Origin of the sequence: Pseudomonas morbosilactucae, assembly GCF_023241665.1 — a bacterium.
GTDB classification, from domain to species: Bacteria; Pseudomonadota; Gammaproteobacteria; order Pseudomonadales; family Pseudomonadaceae; genus Aquipseudomonas; species Aquipseudomonas morbosilactucae.
This window is the reverse complement of sequence record NZ_JALQCX010000041.1, coordinates 57,294-74,154: the sequence shown is the minus strand read 5'-3', so window position 1 is coordinate 74,154 and position 16,861 is coordinate 57,294. Positions and strand designations below refer to the sequence as shown.

Sequence of the window (16,861 nt, the reverse complement as noted above, 5' to 3'; positions counted from 1 at the left end):
CGCGCAAGACGGTGAGTTATGGAAGCTGCCGTTCACCGTGGTGCCGTCGCCCAGCACCGTGCAGCACTATCTGGACGTGGCCCTGGCGGGCCGTGACGCCGGCACCGTGCTGCCTTTTGTCACGGTGCTCAAGGCCAATCAGCAGGTGATTGGATGCACGCGTTTCTGGAAGATCGACCGCCAACATCGCAAGCTGGAGATCGGCAGCACCTGGATCGCCCGGCGCTGGCAAAAAACCTTCGTCAACACCGAAGCCAAGTACCTGATGCTGCGCTACGCCTTCGAAGAACTCGGCTGCGTACGCGTGCAATTCACCACCGATGAAATCAATCACACCTCCCGGGCGGCGATTCTGCGCCTGGGGGCCCAGCAGGAAGGCATCGTGCGCCACGAGCGGATCATGCCCGACGGCCGCAAGCGCAACTCGGTGCGCTTCAGCATCATCGACGATGAGTGGGATGAGGTGCGCCAGGCCCTGGAGCACAAACTCGCGGGCTACGACCCGGCGCCGTAGAGTTTAGCGATCCGAGCGCACCAGCGGCATGACATTGCTCTCCGCGGACAAGGTCGCCACGCGGTTGCGGCCGGTGTGCTTGGCCCGATACAGCGCCGCATCCGCGCGCTGGATGAACACCTCGATGCTGTCGCGGCCACTGGGCACGAAGGTGTAGCAACCCAGGCTCACAGTCAGGCTGCCCGAAGGTGAGCCGGAGTGGGTGATGTGTTTGTCCAGGACGCTCAAGCGAATCTGCTCGGCCATGGCCAGGGCACCTTGAGCATCGGTGTCGGGCAGCAACACCGCGAACTCCTCGCCCCCATAACGCACCGCCAGGTCGGCTTTGCGCTGGCAGCCGTTCTTAAGGGCGCTGGCGACCTCACTCAAACAGTGGTCCCCTGCCACATGGCCATAGGTGTCGTTGTAGCTTTTGAAGAAATCGATATCGAGCATAATCAGGCTCAACGGGCTCTGCTGCCGTGCCCCGCGGCTGAACTCGATCTCCAGCGCCCGCTCGAACAAACGCCGATTGGCCAGCCCAGTCAGGCTGTCATGGGTGGCGATGACTTCGAGCGCCTCCTGCGCCTCCCGCAGGTCAGCCTCGATGCGCTCACCGTTCTTGACCTGATGCACGAACACCCAGCCAAACAAGCCAATGCCCAGCACCACCAGGGCGACAATGGCGCAGGACTGATAGGCCGTGGCGTACCACCCCTTGAGAATCGCCTCCCTGGAGTTGGCCGCCGCCACCACCAGCGGGTAGGCCTGCAATTGCCGATAACCGTACAAACGCATAACCCCATCCACCACAGAAGGAATCATGGCGTTACCCGACAGCGCGTTGGGCAGGTAGGTACGGAAGATTTCCCCACGGGCCAGTGAAGCGCCGATCTGCCGCTCTTCAAACGGGCGCCGGGCCAATAGAGTGCCATCGGACAACGCCAGGAACATGGCCCCTTGCTCATCGATATTGAAGCTTTTGAAGAACTCATCGAAGTACTTCAGCTTGATTCCGGCGAGCAGCACACCCTGGAAATTCCCGTCCTGGTCATCCAGGCGTCGGGAAATGGGAATGATCCACTCGTTGTCGGCCCGACTGCGGATCGCCGGGCCGATGTGCGCTTGCAGCGAGGCGTTTTGCTGATGGAACCTGAAGTATTCGCGGTCCGCCACACCCTCGCCGCGCGGCAGTTGGTCGAACGAGCTGATCACCCACTGGCCATGCTTGTCGAAGAGGAACATACCGCTGAGCTGTTGCAGGGTTTGCACCCGCCGCACAAACGTCTGCCGCAGCCGTGGCTGTTGCCGAGGACCGTAGCCGTCGGCCTGGATCCATTCGGCCAGGCTGATCAGCACCAGGTCAGCTTCCATGAACGTATCTTCGGCCTGTTGCGCCATGGCGCGGGTGAGGTTGATGGAGATCACCTCCGCCTGCTCCAGGTCATGGCGCCGCGACTGCTCCAACTGGAGGTACAAGAGACCGCACAGGCACAGGCACACCATGGCGATAAAAGTCACCGCCGCCTTGAGCAGCGGCAGGCGCTTGAGGGTACCGCCAGGCGCCTGCTGAGGATCGTGAATGGGAATAGGCAAAAGCGACATCCTGAAGGGCAAGGCATGAGCCGCAGCCCAAATCCCCTGATGGTTTTCGAGACTAGCCCAACGTCTTCTGCCGGGCAAATCACGCTACGCGAAGCCTTGGCCTGGATCGCCCTCCCCTCGCTCTTCTGTTATCGGCCGGCTCGATCAATGCCTAAACCCGAGTTCGACGACCTGCACAGAATTCACGGATAACCTGCGACAGCGCCGCGACAATCTCGGGGTCGGCCTCTGCGCCACTGAACAAGCGAAACACTGCATCGGGCAACGCCGGCAAACCCTGTTCTGCGCCAAGCGCCATCAGCCCCGGGGTCAATTGACTGGCCGCCATGGGCGCCACGGCAAAACCGGACAAGGCCGCCGCCCGCAACGCCACGGTGCTGGTGCAGAGCATCGCGGTGCGCTGGGCAACCCCCGCCTGGGCCAGCCGGACCAGCGCCGCCTCGCGGTAAGGGCAAGGCTCAGGAAACAGCGCCAACGGCAAGGGCGTGGGCAAGCGCACCAGAGGTTGCGCCGCCCAGGCCCAGACCAGGGGCTCTTGCCACAACAACAGCCCCGGCTCGCTGCTGTCGCACAACGAACCCACCACCACGTGCAAGGCGCCCTGCTTGAGCTGGTCGAGAAGCGTGCCGGGAATGTTCACTTGAATATCAATCAACATGCCGGGGTACAACGCCGCAAACTCCTGCAGTTCGCGCAGCAGCCGCGGCTCGGCGAAGTCCTCACTGATGCCGATCGCCAAGCGCCCGTGAAACGCCGAACGAGTCAACTCGGCCCAGGCATCGCGATTCAGCACTAGGATGGCTCGCGCATACGCCAGCAGCCGCTGGCCATCCAGGGTCAGTTGCTGGGAACGGGTGGTGCGCAGCAGCAAAGGCTTGCCCACTTGCTCTTCCAGACGGCGCAAATGACCACTGACCGCAGACTGGGTCAGGTGGAGTTTCTCCGCCGCCCGACTGAAGCCCTCTTCATCCACCACCGCCACAAAGGTCTTGAGCAATACAGGGTCGAACATATTTCAACTCGTGATTAATCATTCGAAAAATCACGATTTATATTCCTTAAAAACCTATGTTGCAATGCGGCTCCTTTCAGCCAAACGAGCGACCGCCATGACCCGCCTACTGCACATCCAATGTTCGCCCCGCAAGCAGCGTTCCGCCTCGCTGGAAATCGCCCAACGCTTTCTGGCGGGCTGCCGCACGCACCTGGCCCAAGTCGAGACCAGCACTCTGGACCTTTGGGACACGCAGTTGCCGGAGCTTGACGACGACACCCTCAACGCCAAGTACGCAGGCCTTGGCGGCGTGCCATTGAGCCCGTCTCAACAAACAGCCTGGAACACCCTGGAAGCCCTCGCGGCGCCCTTGCATCAAGCAGATCTGATACTGCTGTCGGTGCCGCTGTGGAATTTCAGCATTCCCTACAAACTCAAGCACTTTATCGACCTGGTGTCGCAGAAAGACCTGCTCTTCAGTTTCGACCCCGAGCGTGGCCTGCAAGGGCTGCTGAAGAACAAAACCGCCGTGGTGGTCTACGCTCGCGGCCTGGATTTTTCCGCCCAGTCCGCGACCCCGGCGCAGCGCTTCGACTTCCAGAAGCCTTATGTGGAGGCCTGGTTGGACTTTATCGGGGTGAAGCAGGTGCATTCGCTGATCGTGGAGAAGACCATCCTGGGCGAAGAGGTGGATCACCTGGCACGCCAGGCAGCCGGCCAACAAGCACAAGACCTGGCGGATCGCCTGTTCACTTGAAGCCAAGTCGCCCGGACGCCAGGCGCCGCCCTTGAGGCGCTGGTGCCACGTCCGAATGGGCAGGAGGCCTGTGGCATAATCCTCTTCGCCCCGCCCCTTGAAGAGCTCGCCACGTGAAACTCATAGATGCCTATGCCGATGAATCGGCCTGCCAGGACCTGTATCAACTGCTGAAAAAAAGAACCGAACAGTTCTCCATCAGCCACGCCGCGGTTCCTGATTACGCACAGCACGTGGAGTTCTATCGCTCAAAGCCCTATCGGGTCTGGTACATCATCGAACAGGATGGACAAAGCCTGGGCTCGGCGTACATCACCGAGAACAATGAGATCGGGGTATTCGTCATCGACGAAGCACAGGAACTGGAACAACGCGTGTTGCAGCAACTGATCAGCACCCACAGCCCGCTGCCGGCCATCAAGTCCCGAAGAGCGGGGTCATTCAGCCTCAACGTCAACCCCAGCAACCAACGCTTGATCGACTCTGCGCTAGCCCTGGGCGGCCAGCACATCCAGAACACCTACCGCTTCTAGCGCCGTCGGGGCGGGCGACACTTCGCCACTTACTGTGGCTTTACAAAGGCGTCTTCGGTCACCGGCGAATGGGCTGAAATACGCCGTGTGGCCACGGCCCCCAATACCCGCTCCAGCTCTTTGGGCGGCAGACCGAAGCCGGGACGAACACTTCTGACCGCGTCGGCGCCAATCACTGCCCCGGGCTCGATGTCCTTGACGAAATACAGCGACCTGCGGAACTTCAAATTGCCCAACTCACTGGGCTGGCGCTCATAGCTGGCCCGCCCCAGGGCCTTCCAGACGGTAAACGCATCGCGGCACAAGGCCGAAAGCTCGGGCGCCTCCAGAGAGAAACTGTCATCCGGCCCGCCTCTGGAGCGATCCAGGGTGAAGTGCTTCTCGATGATCGAACCTCCCAGAGCGATGCTGGCGATGGAGGTCGCGTTGTCCAGAGTGTGATCCGACAGACCCGTTATCAGGCCGAAGCGCTGCAACATGTCCGGGATGGTGCGCAGGTTGTAGTCTTCCGCCGGTGCCGGGTAGCCACTGACACAATGCAGGATCGCCAACGCCTTGCACCCCGCGCCCCGAGCAGCATCAACAGCCTCGGCGATCTCCTCGGCATTGGCCATGCCGGTGGAAATGATCAAGGGTTTGCCCGTACTGGCGGCGTAGGCAATCAGCGGAAGGTCCACCGCCTCAAAGGAGGCGATCTTGTAGGCCGGCGCGTTCAGGTCCTCAAGAAAATCCACCGCGGTGTGATCGAAAGGCGAGCTGAACAGCGTGATTTCCCGCCGCCGCGCATGCTCGAACAACCCCGCGTGCCACTCCCAAGGCGTATGCGCCCACTCATACAGATCGTAGAGCGTCTTGCCGGCCCACAATCCCTCAGTGATCTGGAAGTCCGGCAAGTCCGACTTCAGGGTGATGGTGTCCGCCCGATACGTCTGGATCTTCAGCGCGCTGGCCCCGGCCTTCTTGGCCTCATCGATAATCCGCAACGCTGCCTCATAATCACCGTTATGGTTGGCAGACATCTCGGCGATGACATAAGGAGGACAACCCGGGCCAATCTCGACCCCGTCAATGCGTATAGATTTATTCATCAGATTCCCAAACCACGGAAAAAACACCGCCTTCGATGGGGCAAGGCGCGTCTAGCGAAGACACTCGAACACAATCACATCTCGCGGAACACGTGGATAGCGGGCCAGCGAAACGCCAAGGTCGACAGAATAACGCGTGGCGCGGTGTTTATAGAGGCTTTGCCTCAGAAAGACTCAACAGGCTTTTTGGCGGCCGCGCTGACCTTGTTGGCTTCCAGCTTGGGCAAGCTGAAGCGAATGATCAAACTGGATTCAGCCCCCTGCCCCGTCAGCACCACCTCGGCCGCACGAATGTTATCTGGAGAGCCTTGCAAAAGACCGACAATACTGGAGTACTTTTTGCTCTTATCAACACCTTCGAAGAAGGTATAAACAATCTCGCCGGTGGTTAGTGCAGCCGACTCATAGTTCGCAAACTGAGAGGTAAACTCTTCACGACTTGAAGACTTGCCAGCCAACTGGATCAAGTCCAACTGCGACTTCCCGTCGGCCAGAGCAGACAGCGTAAAGGTCTTACTGATAGAGCCAATCGACGTGGCGTACAGGTTTTGATCGAATGGGCTCAGCAGCGATACCATGATCAATTTCGAGTTGGAGAAGATCAGAGCAGCGGTAAATTTATGCTCCAGGAAGTCGACATCTTCCAGGCACAACGCAGTGCCTCCAACGTCTTCAGAGCAATCGAAATACCCCTTGGCTTTCGTGTAAGCAGAAATAGGAGATTCATAGGCATAGGACTTGAAGAGGTTGTCACTCGCCGATGCACTCGACGCAGCACCCAGCATTCCCAGGCCCAGCACTAACCCCAAGATGTTCTTCTTATTCATCAGCCACGTCCCTATGTCATGCGAAATTAGTGGCCGGATGCTATCAGCATCACATTCAAAAAGCCTCTTTCAATCCTGAAGCCGTGTCACGGCCTTGACGGACCTGCCCCACCGGCTTGCGGTCGAACGCTTGGCTTTCCTGATAAACTGCCCGCCTTCCTGATCGATCCGTATTCACACCGTGCAAGCCGTCGAGCTGTTCACGCGCTTACGTGATGTGATCGAGCCCATTTCCAACGGCTGCAGAGCCGAATTCGATTGCTGCACTTTCAGCAATCGACTGCAGGAAAAAAGGAACATGGGTAAAAACCGCCGTATAAAAGACCAGTATCAATGAACTCCGAAAAACCTGAAGCGCCCGCAAACACTAACCATACCCGTCCAGAGCCATCCCGCCGCTTCAGCGTGGCGCCGATGATGGACTGGACTGACCGTCACTGCCGCTTCTTCCTGCGTCTGCTGTCCAAGCACGCGTTGCTGTACACCGAGATGGTCACCACCGGCGCACTGCTCAATGGCGATCACGAGCGTTTCCTGCGTCACCATCAGTCCGAGCATCCGTTGGCGTTGCAGTTGGGCGGTAGTACGCCGGTGGATTTGGCGGCGTGTGCGCGTATGGCGCAGGAGCACGGTTACGACGAGGTCAACCTTAATGTCGGCTGCCCCAGTGACCGGGTGCAGAACAATATGATCGGTGCGTGCCTGATGGCCCATCCGGCGCTGGTGGCCGACTGTGTGAAGGCGATGCGCGATGCGGTGACGATCCCGGTCACGGTGAAGCACCGGATCGGTATCAATGGCCGCGACAGTTATGCCGAGTTGTGCGACTTCGTGGGCCAGGTGCGTGACGCCGGCTGCACCAGTTTTACCGTGCATGCACGGATCGCCATTCTGGAGGGACTGTCGCCGAAAGAAAACCGCGACATTCCGCCCCTGCGCTATGACGTGGCGGCGCAGTTGAAGGCGGATTTCCCGGGGTTGGAGATCATCCTCAATGGCGGAATCAAGACCCTGGAGGCCTGCCACGAGCATCTGCAGACGTTCGACGGGGTGATGCTCGGTCGCGAGGCGTATCACAACCCTTACCTGCTGGCCGAGGTGGATCAACAACTGTTCGGCAGCAGCGCGCCGGTGATTTCCCGGGCCGAAACCCTGGCCGCGCTGCGTCCGTACATCGCCGAGCACCTGGCCAGCGGCGGCGCCATGCACCACATCACCCGGCACGTGCTGGGGCTGGGCACGGGCTTCCCGGGCGCGCGCAAGTTTCGCCAGTTGTTGTCGGTGGATATTCATAAAGCCAAGGATCCGCTGGCGCTGCTGGATCAGGCCGGGCAACTGCTGGAGGGGCGTTAACCGTCAGGCGGGTTGAACCTGAAAGGTCTTTTGGCATCGTAGTTATCTGCACCATTGCCTGCACAGCGCCCTGGCATTCAAACACCTGTTTTCAGGGAGTGGCCTCCGGGGCCGTCGACAGCCTTCCGCGCCCTTGAGCGCTTGCCAGCGCTCGGGTAATGTCAACCGACCCAAAGGACAGAGCACCCTCATGACTTCCAAGCTGGAACAACTCAAGAAAATCACCACCGTGGTCGCCGATACCGGCGATTTTGAAGCCATCGCTCGGGTCAAGCCGGTGGATGCCACCACCAACCCCTCATTGCTGCTCAAAGCCGCCGCCATTCCGGCGTATGCCGAGCTGTTGAACGCCAGCGTCAACGACTGCAAAGGCGATGTCGGCCTGGCCAGCGATCGTTTTGGTGTCGCGGTCGGCCAAGAAATCCTCAAAGTGATTCCCGGGCGCATTTCCACTGAAGTGGATGCACGCCTGTCGTTCGACAGCGAGGCCATGCTCAAGCGCGCCCATCGCCTGATCGAGTTGTATGACAAGGCCGGTATTGGCCGTGATCGCGTGCTGATCAAGATCGCCTCCACCTGGGAAGGCATCCGCGCCGCCGAGAAGCTCGAGCGCGAAGGCATCCAGACCAACCTGACCCTGCTGTTTTCCTTCGCCCAGGCCATTGCCTGCGCCGAAGCCGGGGTGTTCCTGATTTCGCCATTCGTGGGCCGCATCTACGACTGGTACAAGAAAGCCAACGGCACTGACTACACCGGCTCCGATGATCCGGGCGTGCAGTCGGTCACCCGCATCTACAACTACTACAAGGCCAATGACTACAAAACCGTGGTCATGGGCGCCAGCTTCCGTAACCTCAACCAGATCGAGCAACTGGCCGGCTGTGATCGCCTGACCATCAGCCCGGACCTGATCGAGAAACTGGCCGCCGACACCGGCAAGCTGGAGCGCAAACTGGCTCCGGGTCATGCTGGCGAAGCGCGTCAAAGCCTGAACGAATCGCAGTTCCGCTGGGCCTCCAACGAGGATGCCATGGCCACCGAAAAACTGGCTGAAGGCATCCGTCAGTTCGCCCGCGACCAGGAAAAACTCGAAGCCTTGCTGACGGCCAAGCTCTGATCAACTGACGCTGATCGATTCGCAGCCAACGCAAAAAGGGCGAACCCTTATCAGGTTCGCCCTTTTTTGTGCCTAGACGCTTTAGCGGATCAGTGACGCTCCAGGGCGTTCACCAGATCGTGGAACGCCTCGCGATTGGAGTCATTCAAGCCCATGAGGATCTTGTGAGCCTCCAGCACCTTGATGCGCACCACTTCTTCCGACTGATCCTGGGAAGGCAGATCGGTCAGGCATTCAGGGCAAGGGATCGGGCGGTCAACGATGTTGAACACCTGATCGAAACCCATGGACTGCAAGAGACGGGTGATGTCTTCGTGGGTGGTGACCACCGTCGGCAACAGTCCGACCTTCTGCCGCGAAAGGATCGACAACTTCGCCAGCAACCCGAGGGTGGTGCTGTCGATGCTGCGGGTTTCGGTCAGATCGATCACGATGGCCGAGAAGTTCAGCGCTGTGAAAATCCGCTCAATAGTCGCATCCAACGCCGAACATAGGGTCAGGCGCACTTCACCGACAAACTTCAGGACGAAGGTGCCATCCTGCTCGGCGAATTGGATTCTACCGGTACTCATTAAAGATTCCTGCTCAACACCAACAGGGCGATATCATCCGGCATCTCCCCTAGCGTGGCCAATCCAAAAACCTGCCGCAGGCCATCCAGGCTGCCGCCTGCCGTTCTTACCCGTTCAGGTAAGGCGGCTTCTTTCTCTTTGAGTGTGGGTTCTGGCAAAAGGTCCAGAATGCCATCAGACATCAGCGTCAAGCTGAACGCCGGAGGCAACTCCAGAATGTGATCTTCGTAGGTGGCTTCGCTGAACAGCCCCACCGGCAAACCACGGCCTTCCAGATAACGCACGCTCTCGGGTGTGTACAACACAGGCAATGGCAGGTGTCCGCCAATGCTATAGGTCAACAAACCGGTCTCCTCGTCGATGACTCCACCGACCATTGTGACGTGTTTGCCCAGCTTACAGCTGATGAGGCCCCGGTTGATATGACCAAGGACTTCCGAGGGCTTGAATTCAGGCAGGGTGCCATTGCGCTTGGACTCAAAGAGTAAGCGTGTGGTCATGAACTTCAGCAGCACCGTGACAAAGGCCGATGAGGCGCCATGCCCGGAAACGTCCGCCAGGTAAAACGCCACCCGCCGTTCGTCGACACGGAAATAATCGACAAAGTCCCCTGATAGATACAGGGACGGAATGATTTGGTGCGCGAAATCGAACTCGTCGATCGACCAGGGGCTGACCGGCAGCATGTTCATCTGCACCTGGCGCCCGGCGTTCTGGTCTTCCTGCAGCAGATTGAGGCTGGCCTCGAGCTCGCGGTTGGCGGCTTCGAGCTTTTCCCGATAACGCTGATTTTCCAGAAGCAGGCGCGCACGATCCAGGGCCCGACGCACCGAATGCTCGAGCACTGCCAGATCTTCCAGGGGCTTGATCAGGTAGTCCGCCGCGCCCAGGCGCAGCGCTTCGACCGCGTCGTTCATCACGCCGGCGCCCGAAACCACAATCACCGGTGTTTGCGCCGACAGCTCGGTCACCTGGCGGATCAGCTCAAGGCCGCCCATCTGCGGCATGCGCAGATCGCAGATTACCAAGTCGGGATGTTCGCGCTCGAATACCTGAAGACCCTGCTGGCCGTTAGCGGCCTGCAGAACGCTGAAGCCACTGTCTTCCAAATAGGCCGCGAGACTCGCGCGCACTACTTCGTCGTCATCGATTATCAGCAGCGTGGCACTGGTTTTTTGCATGTGGGCAAACGGCGCCAGAATTAGGTTGGCGTAGGTGGCTGGGCTTGCGCCGGCACACACTACTGGATTCGCTTTCTAGCCACTCTGGAGTTGTAACCAGGACGCTTGCGCCCTGCGTTGTTCGCCCTTCAGAGGTGCCCTTCTAAGGCGCAGACGGTACTCCCATCCGCGGGGCGTTTCAAGCTCATGCCGATGGTCGCTTGGCGTCTTTACACGGCAAATCACCGGGAGTTATAAAAACCGCTAAAACAGCAACTCAATTGCAGGATGGACCCATGAGCCAAAACGAGCGGGACTACAGTGAAAAGCGCGATTACATCCGCATGCGGGTGGATGCCGAGGTTACGCTGATCCATGAGGGACAAGTGATTCCAGCCGTCTGCATCGACCTTTCCAGCACGGGCATGCAGTTGGAGGCGCCTCGCTCGTTCAAGGTCGGCGACCAGTTGAAAGTGCATATCGACTCTGACCATGCGGCGCTAAAAGGACTGGAGGCAGACGCCGAAGTGGTCTGGGTCAAGGAGCTGGCCACTGAAGGTCAGAAACTTGGGCTTACAATCCTGAAGATGCGCTGACCCGCACAACAACCAAAAAGGCGGCCCATGGGCCGCCTTTTTCATTCGCAGGGCAGGGTTTAAAAGTCGTCTTCGACTTTGCCGTCCTTGACCTTGAACTCGCGGTTCTGCAGATAGGCATTGCGAATAAAGGTGTACTTGTCGCCATTGATCAACTTTTCAGCCGACAGTAGGCTGGCGCGGGTATCGATGATATCGACGCCCATGGTGGTGTTACGCGCCGGAACATCGTGCATGTAGCGATAGGGTTCGGTGTAGCTGTCCACGTACTTGGACGGTGCATCACGCAGGGTGCTCGGCCCCAGCAACGGCAGCATCACGTAAGGGCCGCTGCCTACGCCCCAGTAACCCAAGGTCTGACCGAAGTCTTCATCGTTGCGCTGCAGGCCCATCTTGGTGCCCACATCGAAAAAGCCGGCCAGGCCCAAGGTGGTGTTCATCAGCAGGCGCGCGGTGTCGACACCGGCCGCCCGCGGCTTGGCCTGAAGCAGGTCGTTGGCCAGGTTGCCGACGTCGCCGATGTTGCGAAACATGTTGTGGATGCCGTCTTCCAGGAACTGCGGAGTCACCGCCTGGTAGCCCTGCGCCAGAGGCTTGAGGGCATAGGTATCAACGGTGTCGTTGAAGGTGAAGATCGGGCGGTTGACGCTTTCCCACGGATCATCTTCGGCGCCTGAACGGCAAAAGGCGCCAGCGTTACGCCGGCACACAGGCAGAGCTGAACTAGATGACTGCTCCAGCGCATAGCAGAAACTCCTTGGATAGTACTGTCGCGGGCGCTATGCCCTGGCGGTAAGCGCAGCAGTATAAAGCGGATAAGCCGGTTTAGGCAGTCATGCCGCAGCGCTCTTGACACATTGCGACCGCCTCTCGATCCCATTCACGCCACTGTCACCCAAGCGTCATGAGCCATGGATAGCCTTGGAGAATACTTCAAGGACGTTGCCATGCCCCACGCCGATGTTTTACCCCTCCCGTCGTCGGCCCTGACTGCCGTGCTCTTTGGCCTGAGCGGCTGCCTGGTGGACTTCGGCGCACGGACCCGCCTGCAAGGCAGTACTGCGCACAACGCCGAGCAGGCTCAAACCACACCTGGGGCGCTGGACACCTTGCATCAACTCCAGCAGCAAGGCGTGCCCTGTGCCTGGCTGGACGAACTGCCACCAGCGCTCAGCCAAGGCCTCGCCACCCACCTGCCCACTTGGATCCGCGCCACGCCACCCTCCCCTGCGCCCTGGCCCGCACCCGATGCCTGCTGGCACGCGCTGATGACCCTCAAGGTCGAGCGCCTTGACGGCTGCGTGCTGGTCAGTGGCGAGCCGCAACTGCTGCAATCCGGCCTCAATGCCGGACTCTGGACCATCGGCCTGGCGTCATGCGGCTCCCTGTGCGGCTTGACGCCCAGCCAGTGGCAGGCCCTGCCCCGACAGGAACGGGACCTCAAGCGCGGCAAGGCCACGGTTCAGCTATTCAGCCTAGGCGTGCACTCGGTCATCGATCACCTGGGAGAATTGGGCACATGCCTGGCAGACATCGAACGGCGTCGACTCAAGGGAGAAAAACCCTGATACAGGCCGGTTGATCAAGATCATGCAGGCGGCCCGGCCGTGGATTACTCTAAAGCGTGGGCATGGATCTTTGGCACAACGTCGTGGTCCATCCCTGTGCCTATCAATAAAGGGAGAACGCCATGCCTGCCCGCGAACTGCAAGAACAGCTCAACACCCTGCGCGAGCAATTGGAGCAGAACCCACCGCTGTCGGAAGCCGAGCGCGCCAATTTGCAGGACCTGATGCAACAGATCGAGCTGGAACTCAAACTGGAAAAAGCCACTCAGGACACCAGCCTCGCCGATGGCGTCAACCTCGCCGTCGAACGCTTCGAACTGGAACACCCGGCCATCGCTGGCACCTTGCGCAACATCGTGCAAACCCTGGGCAACATCGGGATCTGACCCTACCCGCGACACAACAACGCCGCTGACCTGCAAACCAGGTAGCGGCGTTTTGTTTATCCAGCCCATAGCCACCTATCGTGACCAAGGGTTTTATCTACTGGCGTACCAGGCGGCCATTGGCGAATTCCGCCGTCTCGGTGCTGCGGTACGGGTTGATGTCCAGCCCGCCACGGCGCACATAACGCGCGTACACCGTCAGTTTCTCCGGGGCGAGCAGACGCTGCAGGTCGAGGAAGATCCGCTCCACGCACTGCTCATGGAAGTCCGAGTGCTGGCGGAAACTCACCAGATAAGCCAACAGGCTGGCGTGATCCAGGGCCGCGCCGCGGTATTCCACCACCACGCTGCCCCAATCCGGCTGGCTGGTCACCGGGCAGTTGGACTTGAGCAGATGGCTGTGGACGCTTTCTTCGATCACCCGGGAAGCGTCGCAACGCAGCAGTTCCGGACGCGGGTGCTCGTAGCTGCTGACACTGATGTCGAGCTCATCGATACACACCCCCGGCAAGGCCACCACGCCTTCGGCCTCGACCTCGCCCAGGCTGCGAATACGTACTCCAACCGGCTTGCCTGCCGCAGCCGACAGATCCTCGCGCAGGGTCGCCTCCAAACTCTGACGATCAGTGAATGGCGTCTGGTTCAGCGAGTTGAGGTACAGCTTGAAGGATTTGGACTCAATGATGTTCGGTGAGTCCGCCGGAATGCTGAACTCGCCAATGGCCACCACCGGCTTGCCAGACGGCAGCAACCAGCTCAGCTCGAAACAGTTCCAGAAGTCCACGCCTTTATACGGCAGGGTGTCGGCGCTCAGGCCCAGCTCGGCCCATTTCGCTGCCCGTGGGATGGGAAAGAGCAAGGACGGGGTGTAAGTGGAAACGTATTCGCTGGATTTGCCCAGCGGCGAGTGTTCGGCTGCGGGATGCATGGCGGAAACCTGACTGAAGAATCAGCGGATTCTACCAGCCTTTGTCTGCACCTTTGAGCCCCGCCGCTTACGGACTGACGGTCAGCTTGCCGACCATCCCCGCCTGATAGTGCCCGGGAACGTTGCAGGCGAACTCCAGGTTGCCGGCCTGGCTGAACGTCCAGGTCAGTTCACCGGTCTTGCCCGGCTCCACCAACACGCTGTTGGGGTCGTCGTGCGCCATGCCTGAACCCTGATCCATGCCGGCCATCGCGCCATGATCCATAGAACCATGATCCATAGAACCATGGTCCATAGAGCCGTGATCCATCGAGCCATGACTCATCGCGCCCTGGGCATTCATCGCCGTCGGGGTCAGTTGGCCACTCTGCTGCATCTTGAGCATTTCCTGTTGATGACGGGCGTGCATGGCCCCGTCGCCAAGGTTGAACTCATGCAACAGTTGCCCTTTGTTGACCAGCACAAAACGCACCGTCTCACCGGCCTTGATGGTGAGTGATTGAGGGTTGAAGGACATATCCCCCATCACCACTTCCACCGTGCGCGTGGCCTTGGCCGCCGCTGCCGGCTGGCCGAAATCGTAAGTCTGCGCAGGAGAGGCCCACAGCGGTGCACTCAAGACCAGGCAGCCGGCCGCCAACCACACACGACTGCGCAACAACAGATTTCCCGCATTCATCATCACAAACTCCAACAAGAATAAGGTCGAGCCTGTGGGAAACTCTAACGCCCGCTCGCTGCCAGCCAACTGACTGCTAAATTACAACTTTGTCAGCTTGCGCCTGCCCGCTGCTGCCCAAGGTATAAAGCCTGGGTTCCTTTAGCCACGAGTCATCCATGAAACTGCTGATCGTCGAAGACCAACCCAAAACCGGCCAGTACCTGCGCCAAGGCCTGAGCGAAGCCGGGTTCAATGCCGAACTGGTGGCCGACGGCACCACTGGCCAGCACCTGGCGCTGACCGGCGACTACAGCCTGCTGATTCTCGATGTGATGCTGCCCGGCCGTGACGGCTGGCAGATTCTCCAGGCGGTGCGCAATGCCGGGCTGGAAATGCCGGTGCTGTTTCTCACCGCCCGCGACGCCGTGGAAGACCGGGTACACGGCCTGGAACTGGGCGCCGACGACTACCTGGTCAAGCCCTTCGCCTTTTCCGAGTTGCTGGCCCGGGTGCGCAGCCTGCTGCGCCGGGGCAACACCAGCCCCCAGGAAACCAGCCTGCAACTGGCCGACTTGCGCCTGGACCTGATCCGCCGCCGGGTGGAACGCAGCGGCCAGCGCATCGACCTGACCGCCAAGGAGTTCTCGCTGCTGGAAATGCTCCTGCGACGCCAGGGCGAAGTGCTGCCCAAATCCTTGATCGCCTCCCAGGTCTGGGACATGAACTTCGACAGCGACACCAATGTCATCGAAGTGGCGATTCGCCGACTGCGCCTGAAGATCGACGACGATTACGCCAACAAACTGATCCACACCGTGCGCGGCATGGGCTACGTGCTTGAAGAGCGCCCCGCCTGATGCGCCGCCTGTCCCTGAGCAGCCGCCTGGCCTTGCTGTTCGCCGCCTGCACCGCCGTGGTCTCGTTGCTGGCGGGCGTCTTGTTCAGCCGCGCCAGCGACAGCCACTTTGTCGAACTCGACCAGCAACTGCTGGACGGCAAACTGATCGCCCTGCGCAGCACCCTGCGAGGGGCCGACAGTGCCACGGCGATTGCCGCGCGCTCGGCGCAATTACGCGCCGAACTCAGCCTGCAACCGGAGCTGAGCCTGCGCATCAGCAGCGCCGATGGCCAGGTCTGGTTCGACAGCGCTCCGGCCCTGGCCACCGTCCAACCGATGGAACCCGGCCTGCATGAGTTTCACGCTGGCGACACCGCCTACCGGGTCTACCGCACTCAGTTGGCGCCAGGAACGGCAGACTCGCCTCAGTTGACCCTGCTGCTGGACATCACCCACCACCAGCATTTTCTGCAACGCATGCAACACCTGATCTGGCTGACCGTGGGTCTCTCGGCCCTGGCCACCGCGCTGCTCGGCGCCTGGGCCGCACGCAGCGGCCTGCGCCCCTTGCGGCGCATGAGCGAGGTGGCTGCCAGCGTCTCCGCCAACTCCCTGACCCAACGCCTGCCACAAGCACAACTGCCCGAGGAGCTGGCCGAGCTGGCTGGCACGTTCAACGCCATGCTGGGGCGCCTGGACGACTCGTTCCAGCGCCTGTCGGCGTTCTCGGCAGACATCGCCCATGAGCTGCGCACGCCCCTCTCCAACCTGCTGACCCACACCCAAGTCACCCTGACCCGCCCACGCCCTCTTGAGGACTATCGCGAAGCCCTGCACAGCAACCTGGAAGAACTGCAATGGATGGCGCAACTGGTCAACGACATGCTCTATCTGGCCAAAGCCGACCATGGCCTGCTGAGCCCGAAACGTGAAGCACTGGCCCTGGCCCAAGAGACTGACATGCTGCTGGAGTTCTACGGCCCGCTGGCGGAAGAGGCCGACGTCAGCCTGAGCCGGGAAGGCGACGCCGATGTTGCCGGGGATCGCAGCATGCTCAGGCGAGCACTGTCCAACCTGCTGGACAACGCCCTGCGTTTCACTCCCGCCGGAGGCTCGGTCAAGGTGCGGATCAGCGACGGCCCACAGGAATTGAGCCTGAGCATCGAGAACACCGGCGAAGGCATCGCCAAGGAAGTGCTGCCACGGTTGTTCGATCGTTTCTACCGCGCCGATCCGGCGCGGCGCGAAGGCAGCAGTGAGCATGCCGGGTTGGGGCTGGCGATCACCCAGTCGATCATCCGCGCCCATGGCGGGCAGATCCGTTGCGAATCAGACCCAGGCTGGACCCGCTTCGTCATCACGCTGCCAAAAACCAACTAAACCGC

The 16,861-nt window shown here is 60.4% G+C and carries 18 protein-coding genes and 1 pseudogene; 10 read left to right on the top strand and 9 right to left on the bottom strand.

Going from position 1 to position 16,861, the window contains the following annotated elements; genetic code table 11:
- The coding region (locus M1B35_RS22080; protein ID WP_268263059.1) for a GNAT family N-acetyltransferase at positions 1-514 on the top strand (514 nt) is incomplete at its 5' end.
- Between the two features lie 3 nt (positions 515-517).
- Here the strand turns inward: M1B35_RS22080 and M1B35_RS22075 are convergent.
- Both M1B35_RS22075 and M1B35_RS22070 read right to left on the bottom strand, forming a co-directional pair.
- Complete coding sequence (locus M1B35_RS22075; protein ID WP_268263058.1) at positions 518-2,089, bottom strand: sensor domain-containing diguanylate cyclase; 1,572 nt, start codon at positions 2,087-2,089, stop codon at positions 518-520.
- 160 nt (positions 2,090-2,249) lie between these two features.
- Positions 2,250-3,110, bottom strand: coding sequence for a LysR family transcriptional regulator (locus M1B35_RS22070; RefSeq protein ID WP_123330755.1), 861 nt, complete (start codon positions 3,108-3,110; stop codon positions 2,250-2,252).
- Between the two features lie 97 nt (positions 3,111-3,207).
- Here M1B35_RS22070 and M1B35_RS22065 point away from each other — a divergent pair, with 97 nt between their 5' ends.
- A complete protein-coding gene (locus M1B35_RS22065; protein ID WP_123330753.1) occupies positions 3,208-3,849 on the top strand; it encodes an FMN-dependent NADH-azoreductase in 642 nt (213 codons plus the stop codon).
- A 113-nt stretch (positions 3,850-3,962) separates the two neighbouring features.
- Positions 3,963-4,382, top strand: coding sequence for a hypothetical protein (locus tag M1B35_RS22060; RefSeq protein ID WP_268263057.1), 420 nt, complete (start codon positions 3,963-3,965; stop codon positions 4,380-4,382).
- Positions 4,383-4,411: 29 nt separating this feature from the next.
- Here M1B35_RS22060 and pseI read toward each other — a convergent pair whose 3' ends face one another.
- Both pseI and M1B35_RS22050 read right to left on the bottom strand, forming a co-directional pair.
- Positions 4,412-5,470: a pseudaminic acid synthase gene (gene pseI / locus M1B35_RS22055; protein ID WP_268263056.1), complete on the bottom strand. Its 1,059-nt coding sequence runs from the start codon at positions 5,468-5,470 to the stop codon at positions 4,412-4,414.
- Positions 5,471-5,634: 164 nt separating this feature from the next.
- Positions 5,635-6,297, bottom strand: coding sequence for a hypothetical protein (locus tag M1B35_RS22050; RefSeq protein ID WP_268263055.1), 663 nt, complete (start codon positions 6,295-6,297; stop codon positions 5,635-5,637).
- Positions 6,298-6,630: 333 nt separating this feature from the next.
- On the opposite strand from M1B35_RS22050, the gene dusA reads away from it, so the two are divergent.
- Both dusA and tal read left to right on the top strand, forming a co-directional pair.
- A complete protein-coding gene (gene dusA / locus M1B35_RS22045; protein WP_123330744.1) occupies positions 6,631-7,650 on the top strand; it encodes a tRNA dihydrouridine(20/20a) synthase DusA in 1,020 nt (339 codons plus the stop codon).
- A gap of 190 nt (positions 7,651-7,840) precedes the next feature.
- Positions 7,841-8,767 (top strand): transaldolase, encoded by a 927-nt coding sequence (tal, locus tag M1B35_RS22040; protein WP_123330742.1) that lies wholly within the window; start codon positions 7,841-7,843, stop codon positions 8,765-8,767.
- 89 nt (positions 8,768-8,856) lie between these two features.
- On the opposite strand, the gene rssC is transcribed toward tal, so the two are convergent.
- Together rssC and rssB are read right to left on the bottom strand one after the other, a co-directional pair.
- On the bottom strand, positions 8,857-9,339 hold the full coding sequence (rssC, locus tag M1B35_RS22035; RefSeq protein ID WP_068587814.1) for an anti-sigma factor antagonist RssC: 483 nt from the start codon (positions 9,337-9,339) through the stop codon (positions 8,857-8,859).
- On the bottom strand, positions 9,339-10,520 hold the full coding sequence (gene rssB / locus M1B35_RS22030; protein ID WP_268263054.1) for a two-component system response regulator RssB: 1,182 nt from the start codon (positions 10,518-10,520) through the stop codon (positions 9,339-9,341). The genes rssC and rssB overlap by 1 nt, the downstream gene beginning before the upstream one ends.
- A 275-nt stretch (positions 10,521-10,795) precedes the next feature.
- Between rssB and M1B35_RS22025 the strand changes: the two genes are divergently transcribed.
- Entirely contained in the window at positions 10,796-11,095 is a 300-nt protein-coding gene (locus tag M1B35_RS22025; RefSeq protein WP_268263053.1) for a PilZ domain-containing protein, read from the top strand.
- Between the two features lie 59 nt (positions 11,096-11,154).
- Here M1B35_RS22025 and M1B35_RS22020 read toward each other — a convergent pair.
- Positions 11,155-11,840: pseudogene (locus tag M1B35_RS22020) on the bottom strand (MlaA family lipoprotein).
- 202 nt (positions 11,841-12,042) lie between these two features.
- On the opposite strand from M1B35_RS22020, the gene pcrP reads away from it, so the two are divergent.
- Positions 12,043-12,663 (top strand): HAD superfamily inactivated hydrolase PcrP, encoded by a 621-nt coding sequence (gene pcrP / locus M1B35_RS22015; protein WP_268263062.1) that lies wholly within the window; start codon positions 12,043-12,045, stop codon positions 12,661-12,663.
- Between the two features lie 122 nt (positions 12,664-12,785).
- Positions 12,786-13,049, top strand: coding sequence for a DUF4404 family protein (locus M1B35_RS22010; RefSeq protein WP_123330732.1), 264 nt, complete (start codon positions 12,786-12,788; stop codon positions 13,047-13,049).
- Between the two features lie 97 nt (positions 13,050-13,146).
- Here the strand turns inward: M1B35_RS22010 and queF are convergent, their stop codons facing one another.
- Both queF and M1B35_RS22000 read right to left on the bottom strand, forming a co-directional pair.
- On the bottom strand, positions 13,147-13,977 hold the full coding sequence (queF, locus tag M1B35_RS22005) for an NADPH-dependent 7-cyano-7-deazaguanine reductase QueF (protein WP_268263052.1): 831 nt from the start codon (positions 13,975-13,977) through the stop codon (positions 13,147-13,149).
- A gap of 67 nt (positions 13,978-14,044) precedes the next feature.
- Positions 14,045-14,641: a cupredoxin domain-containing protein gene (locus tag M1B35_RS22000; protein ID WP_268263061.1), complete on the bottom strand. Its 597-nt coding sequence runs from the start codon at positions 14,639-14,641 to the stop codon at positions 14,045-14,047.
- A 173-nt stretch (positions 14,642-14,814) separates the two neighbouring features.
- On the opposite strand from M1B35_RS22000, the gene M1B35_RS21995 reads away from it, so the two are divergent.
- Both M1B35_RS21995 and M1B35_RS21990 read left to right on the top strand, forming a co-directional pair.
- Positions 14,815-15,495 (top strand): heavy metal response regulator transcription factor, encoded by a 681-nt coding sequence (locus M1B35_RS21995; protein ID WP_268263051.1) that lies wholly within the window; start codon positions 14,815-14,817, stop codon positions 15,493-15,495.
- Positions 15,495-16,856, top strand: coding sequence for a heavy metal sensor histidine kinase (locus tag M1B35_RS21990; RefSeq protein WP_279653868.1), 1,362 nt, complete (start codon positions 15,495-15,497; stop codon positions 16,854-16,856). The genes M1B35_RS21995 and M1B35_RS21990 overlap by 1 nt, the downstream gene beginning before the upstream one ends.
- Positions 16,857-16,861: the final 5 nt, after the last annotated feature.

Bases quoted from the DNA above. Each gene is read 5' to 3' on its own strand.
- M1B35_RS21990 (WP_279653868.1), top strand. From the start codon at position 15,495: ATGCGCCGCCTGTCCCTGAGCAGCCGCCTGGCCTTGCTGTTCGCCGCC.
- pcrP (WP_268263062.1), top strand. From the start codon at position 12,043: ATGCCCCACGCCGATGTTTTACCCCTCCCGTCGTCGGCCCTGACTGCC.
- rssC (WP_068587814.1), bottom strand. From the start codon at position 9,339: ATGAGTACCGGTAGAATCCAATTCGCCGAGCAGGATGGCACCTTCGTC.
- queF (WP_268263052.1), bottom strand. From the start codon at position 13,977: ATGCATCCCGCAGCCGAACACTCGCCGCTGGGCAAATCCAGCGAATAC.
- M1B35_RS22065 (WP_123330753.1), top strand. From the start codon at position 3,208: ATGACCCGCCTACTGCACATCCAATGTTCGCCCCGCAAGCAGCGTTCC.
- dusA (WP_123330744.1), top strand. From the start codon at position 6,631: ATGAACTCCGAAAAACCTGAAGCGCCCGCAAACACTAACCATACCCGT.
- rssB (WP_268263054.1), bottom strand. From the start codon at position 10,520: ATGCAAAAAACCAGTGCCACGCTGCTGATAATCGATGACGACGAAGTA.
- M1B35_RS22025 (WP_268263053.1), top strand. From the start codon at position 10,796: ATGAGCCAAAACGAGCGGGACTACAGTGAAAAGCGCGATTACATCCGC.
- M1B35_RS22010 (WP_123330732.1), top strand. From the start codon at position 12,786: ATGCCTGCCCGCGAACTGCAAGAACAGCTCAACACCCTGCGCGAGCAA.
- M1B35_RS21995 (WP_268263051.1), top strand. From the start codon at position 14,815: ATGAAACTGCTGATCGTCGAAGACCAACCCAAAACCGGCCAGTACCTG.
- M1B35_RS22070 (WP_123330755.1), bottom strand. From the start codon at position 3,110: ATGTTCGACCCTGTATTGCTCAAGACCTTTGTGGCGGTGGTGGATGAA.
- tal (WP_123330742.1), top strand. From the start codon at position 7,841: ATGACTTCCAAGCTGGAACAACTCAAGAAAATCACCACCGTGGTCGCC.
- pseI (WP_268263056.1), bottom strand. From the start codon at position 5,470: ATGAATAAATCTATACGCATTGACGGGGTCGAGATTGGCCCGGGTTGT.
- M1B35_RS22050 (WP_268263055.1), bottom strand. From the start codon at position 6,297: ATGAATAAGAAGAACATCTTGGGGTTAGTGCTGGGCCTGGGAATGCTG.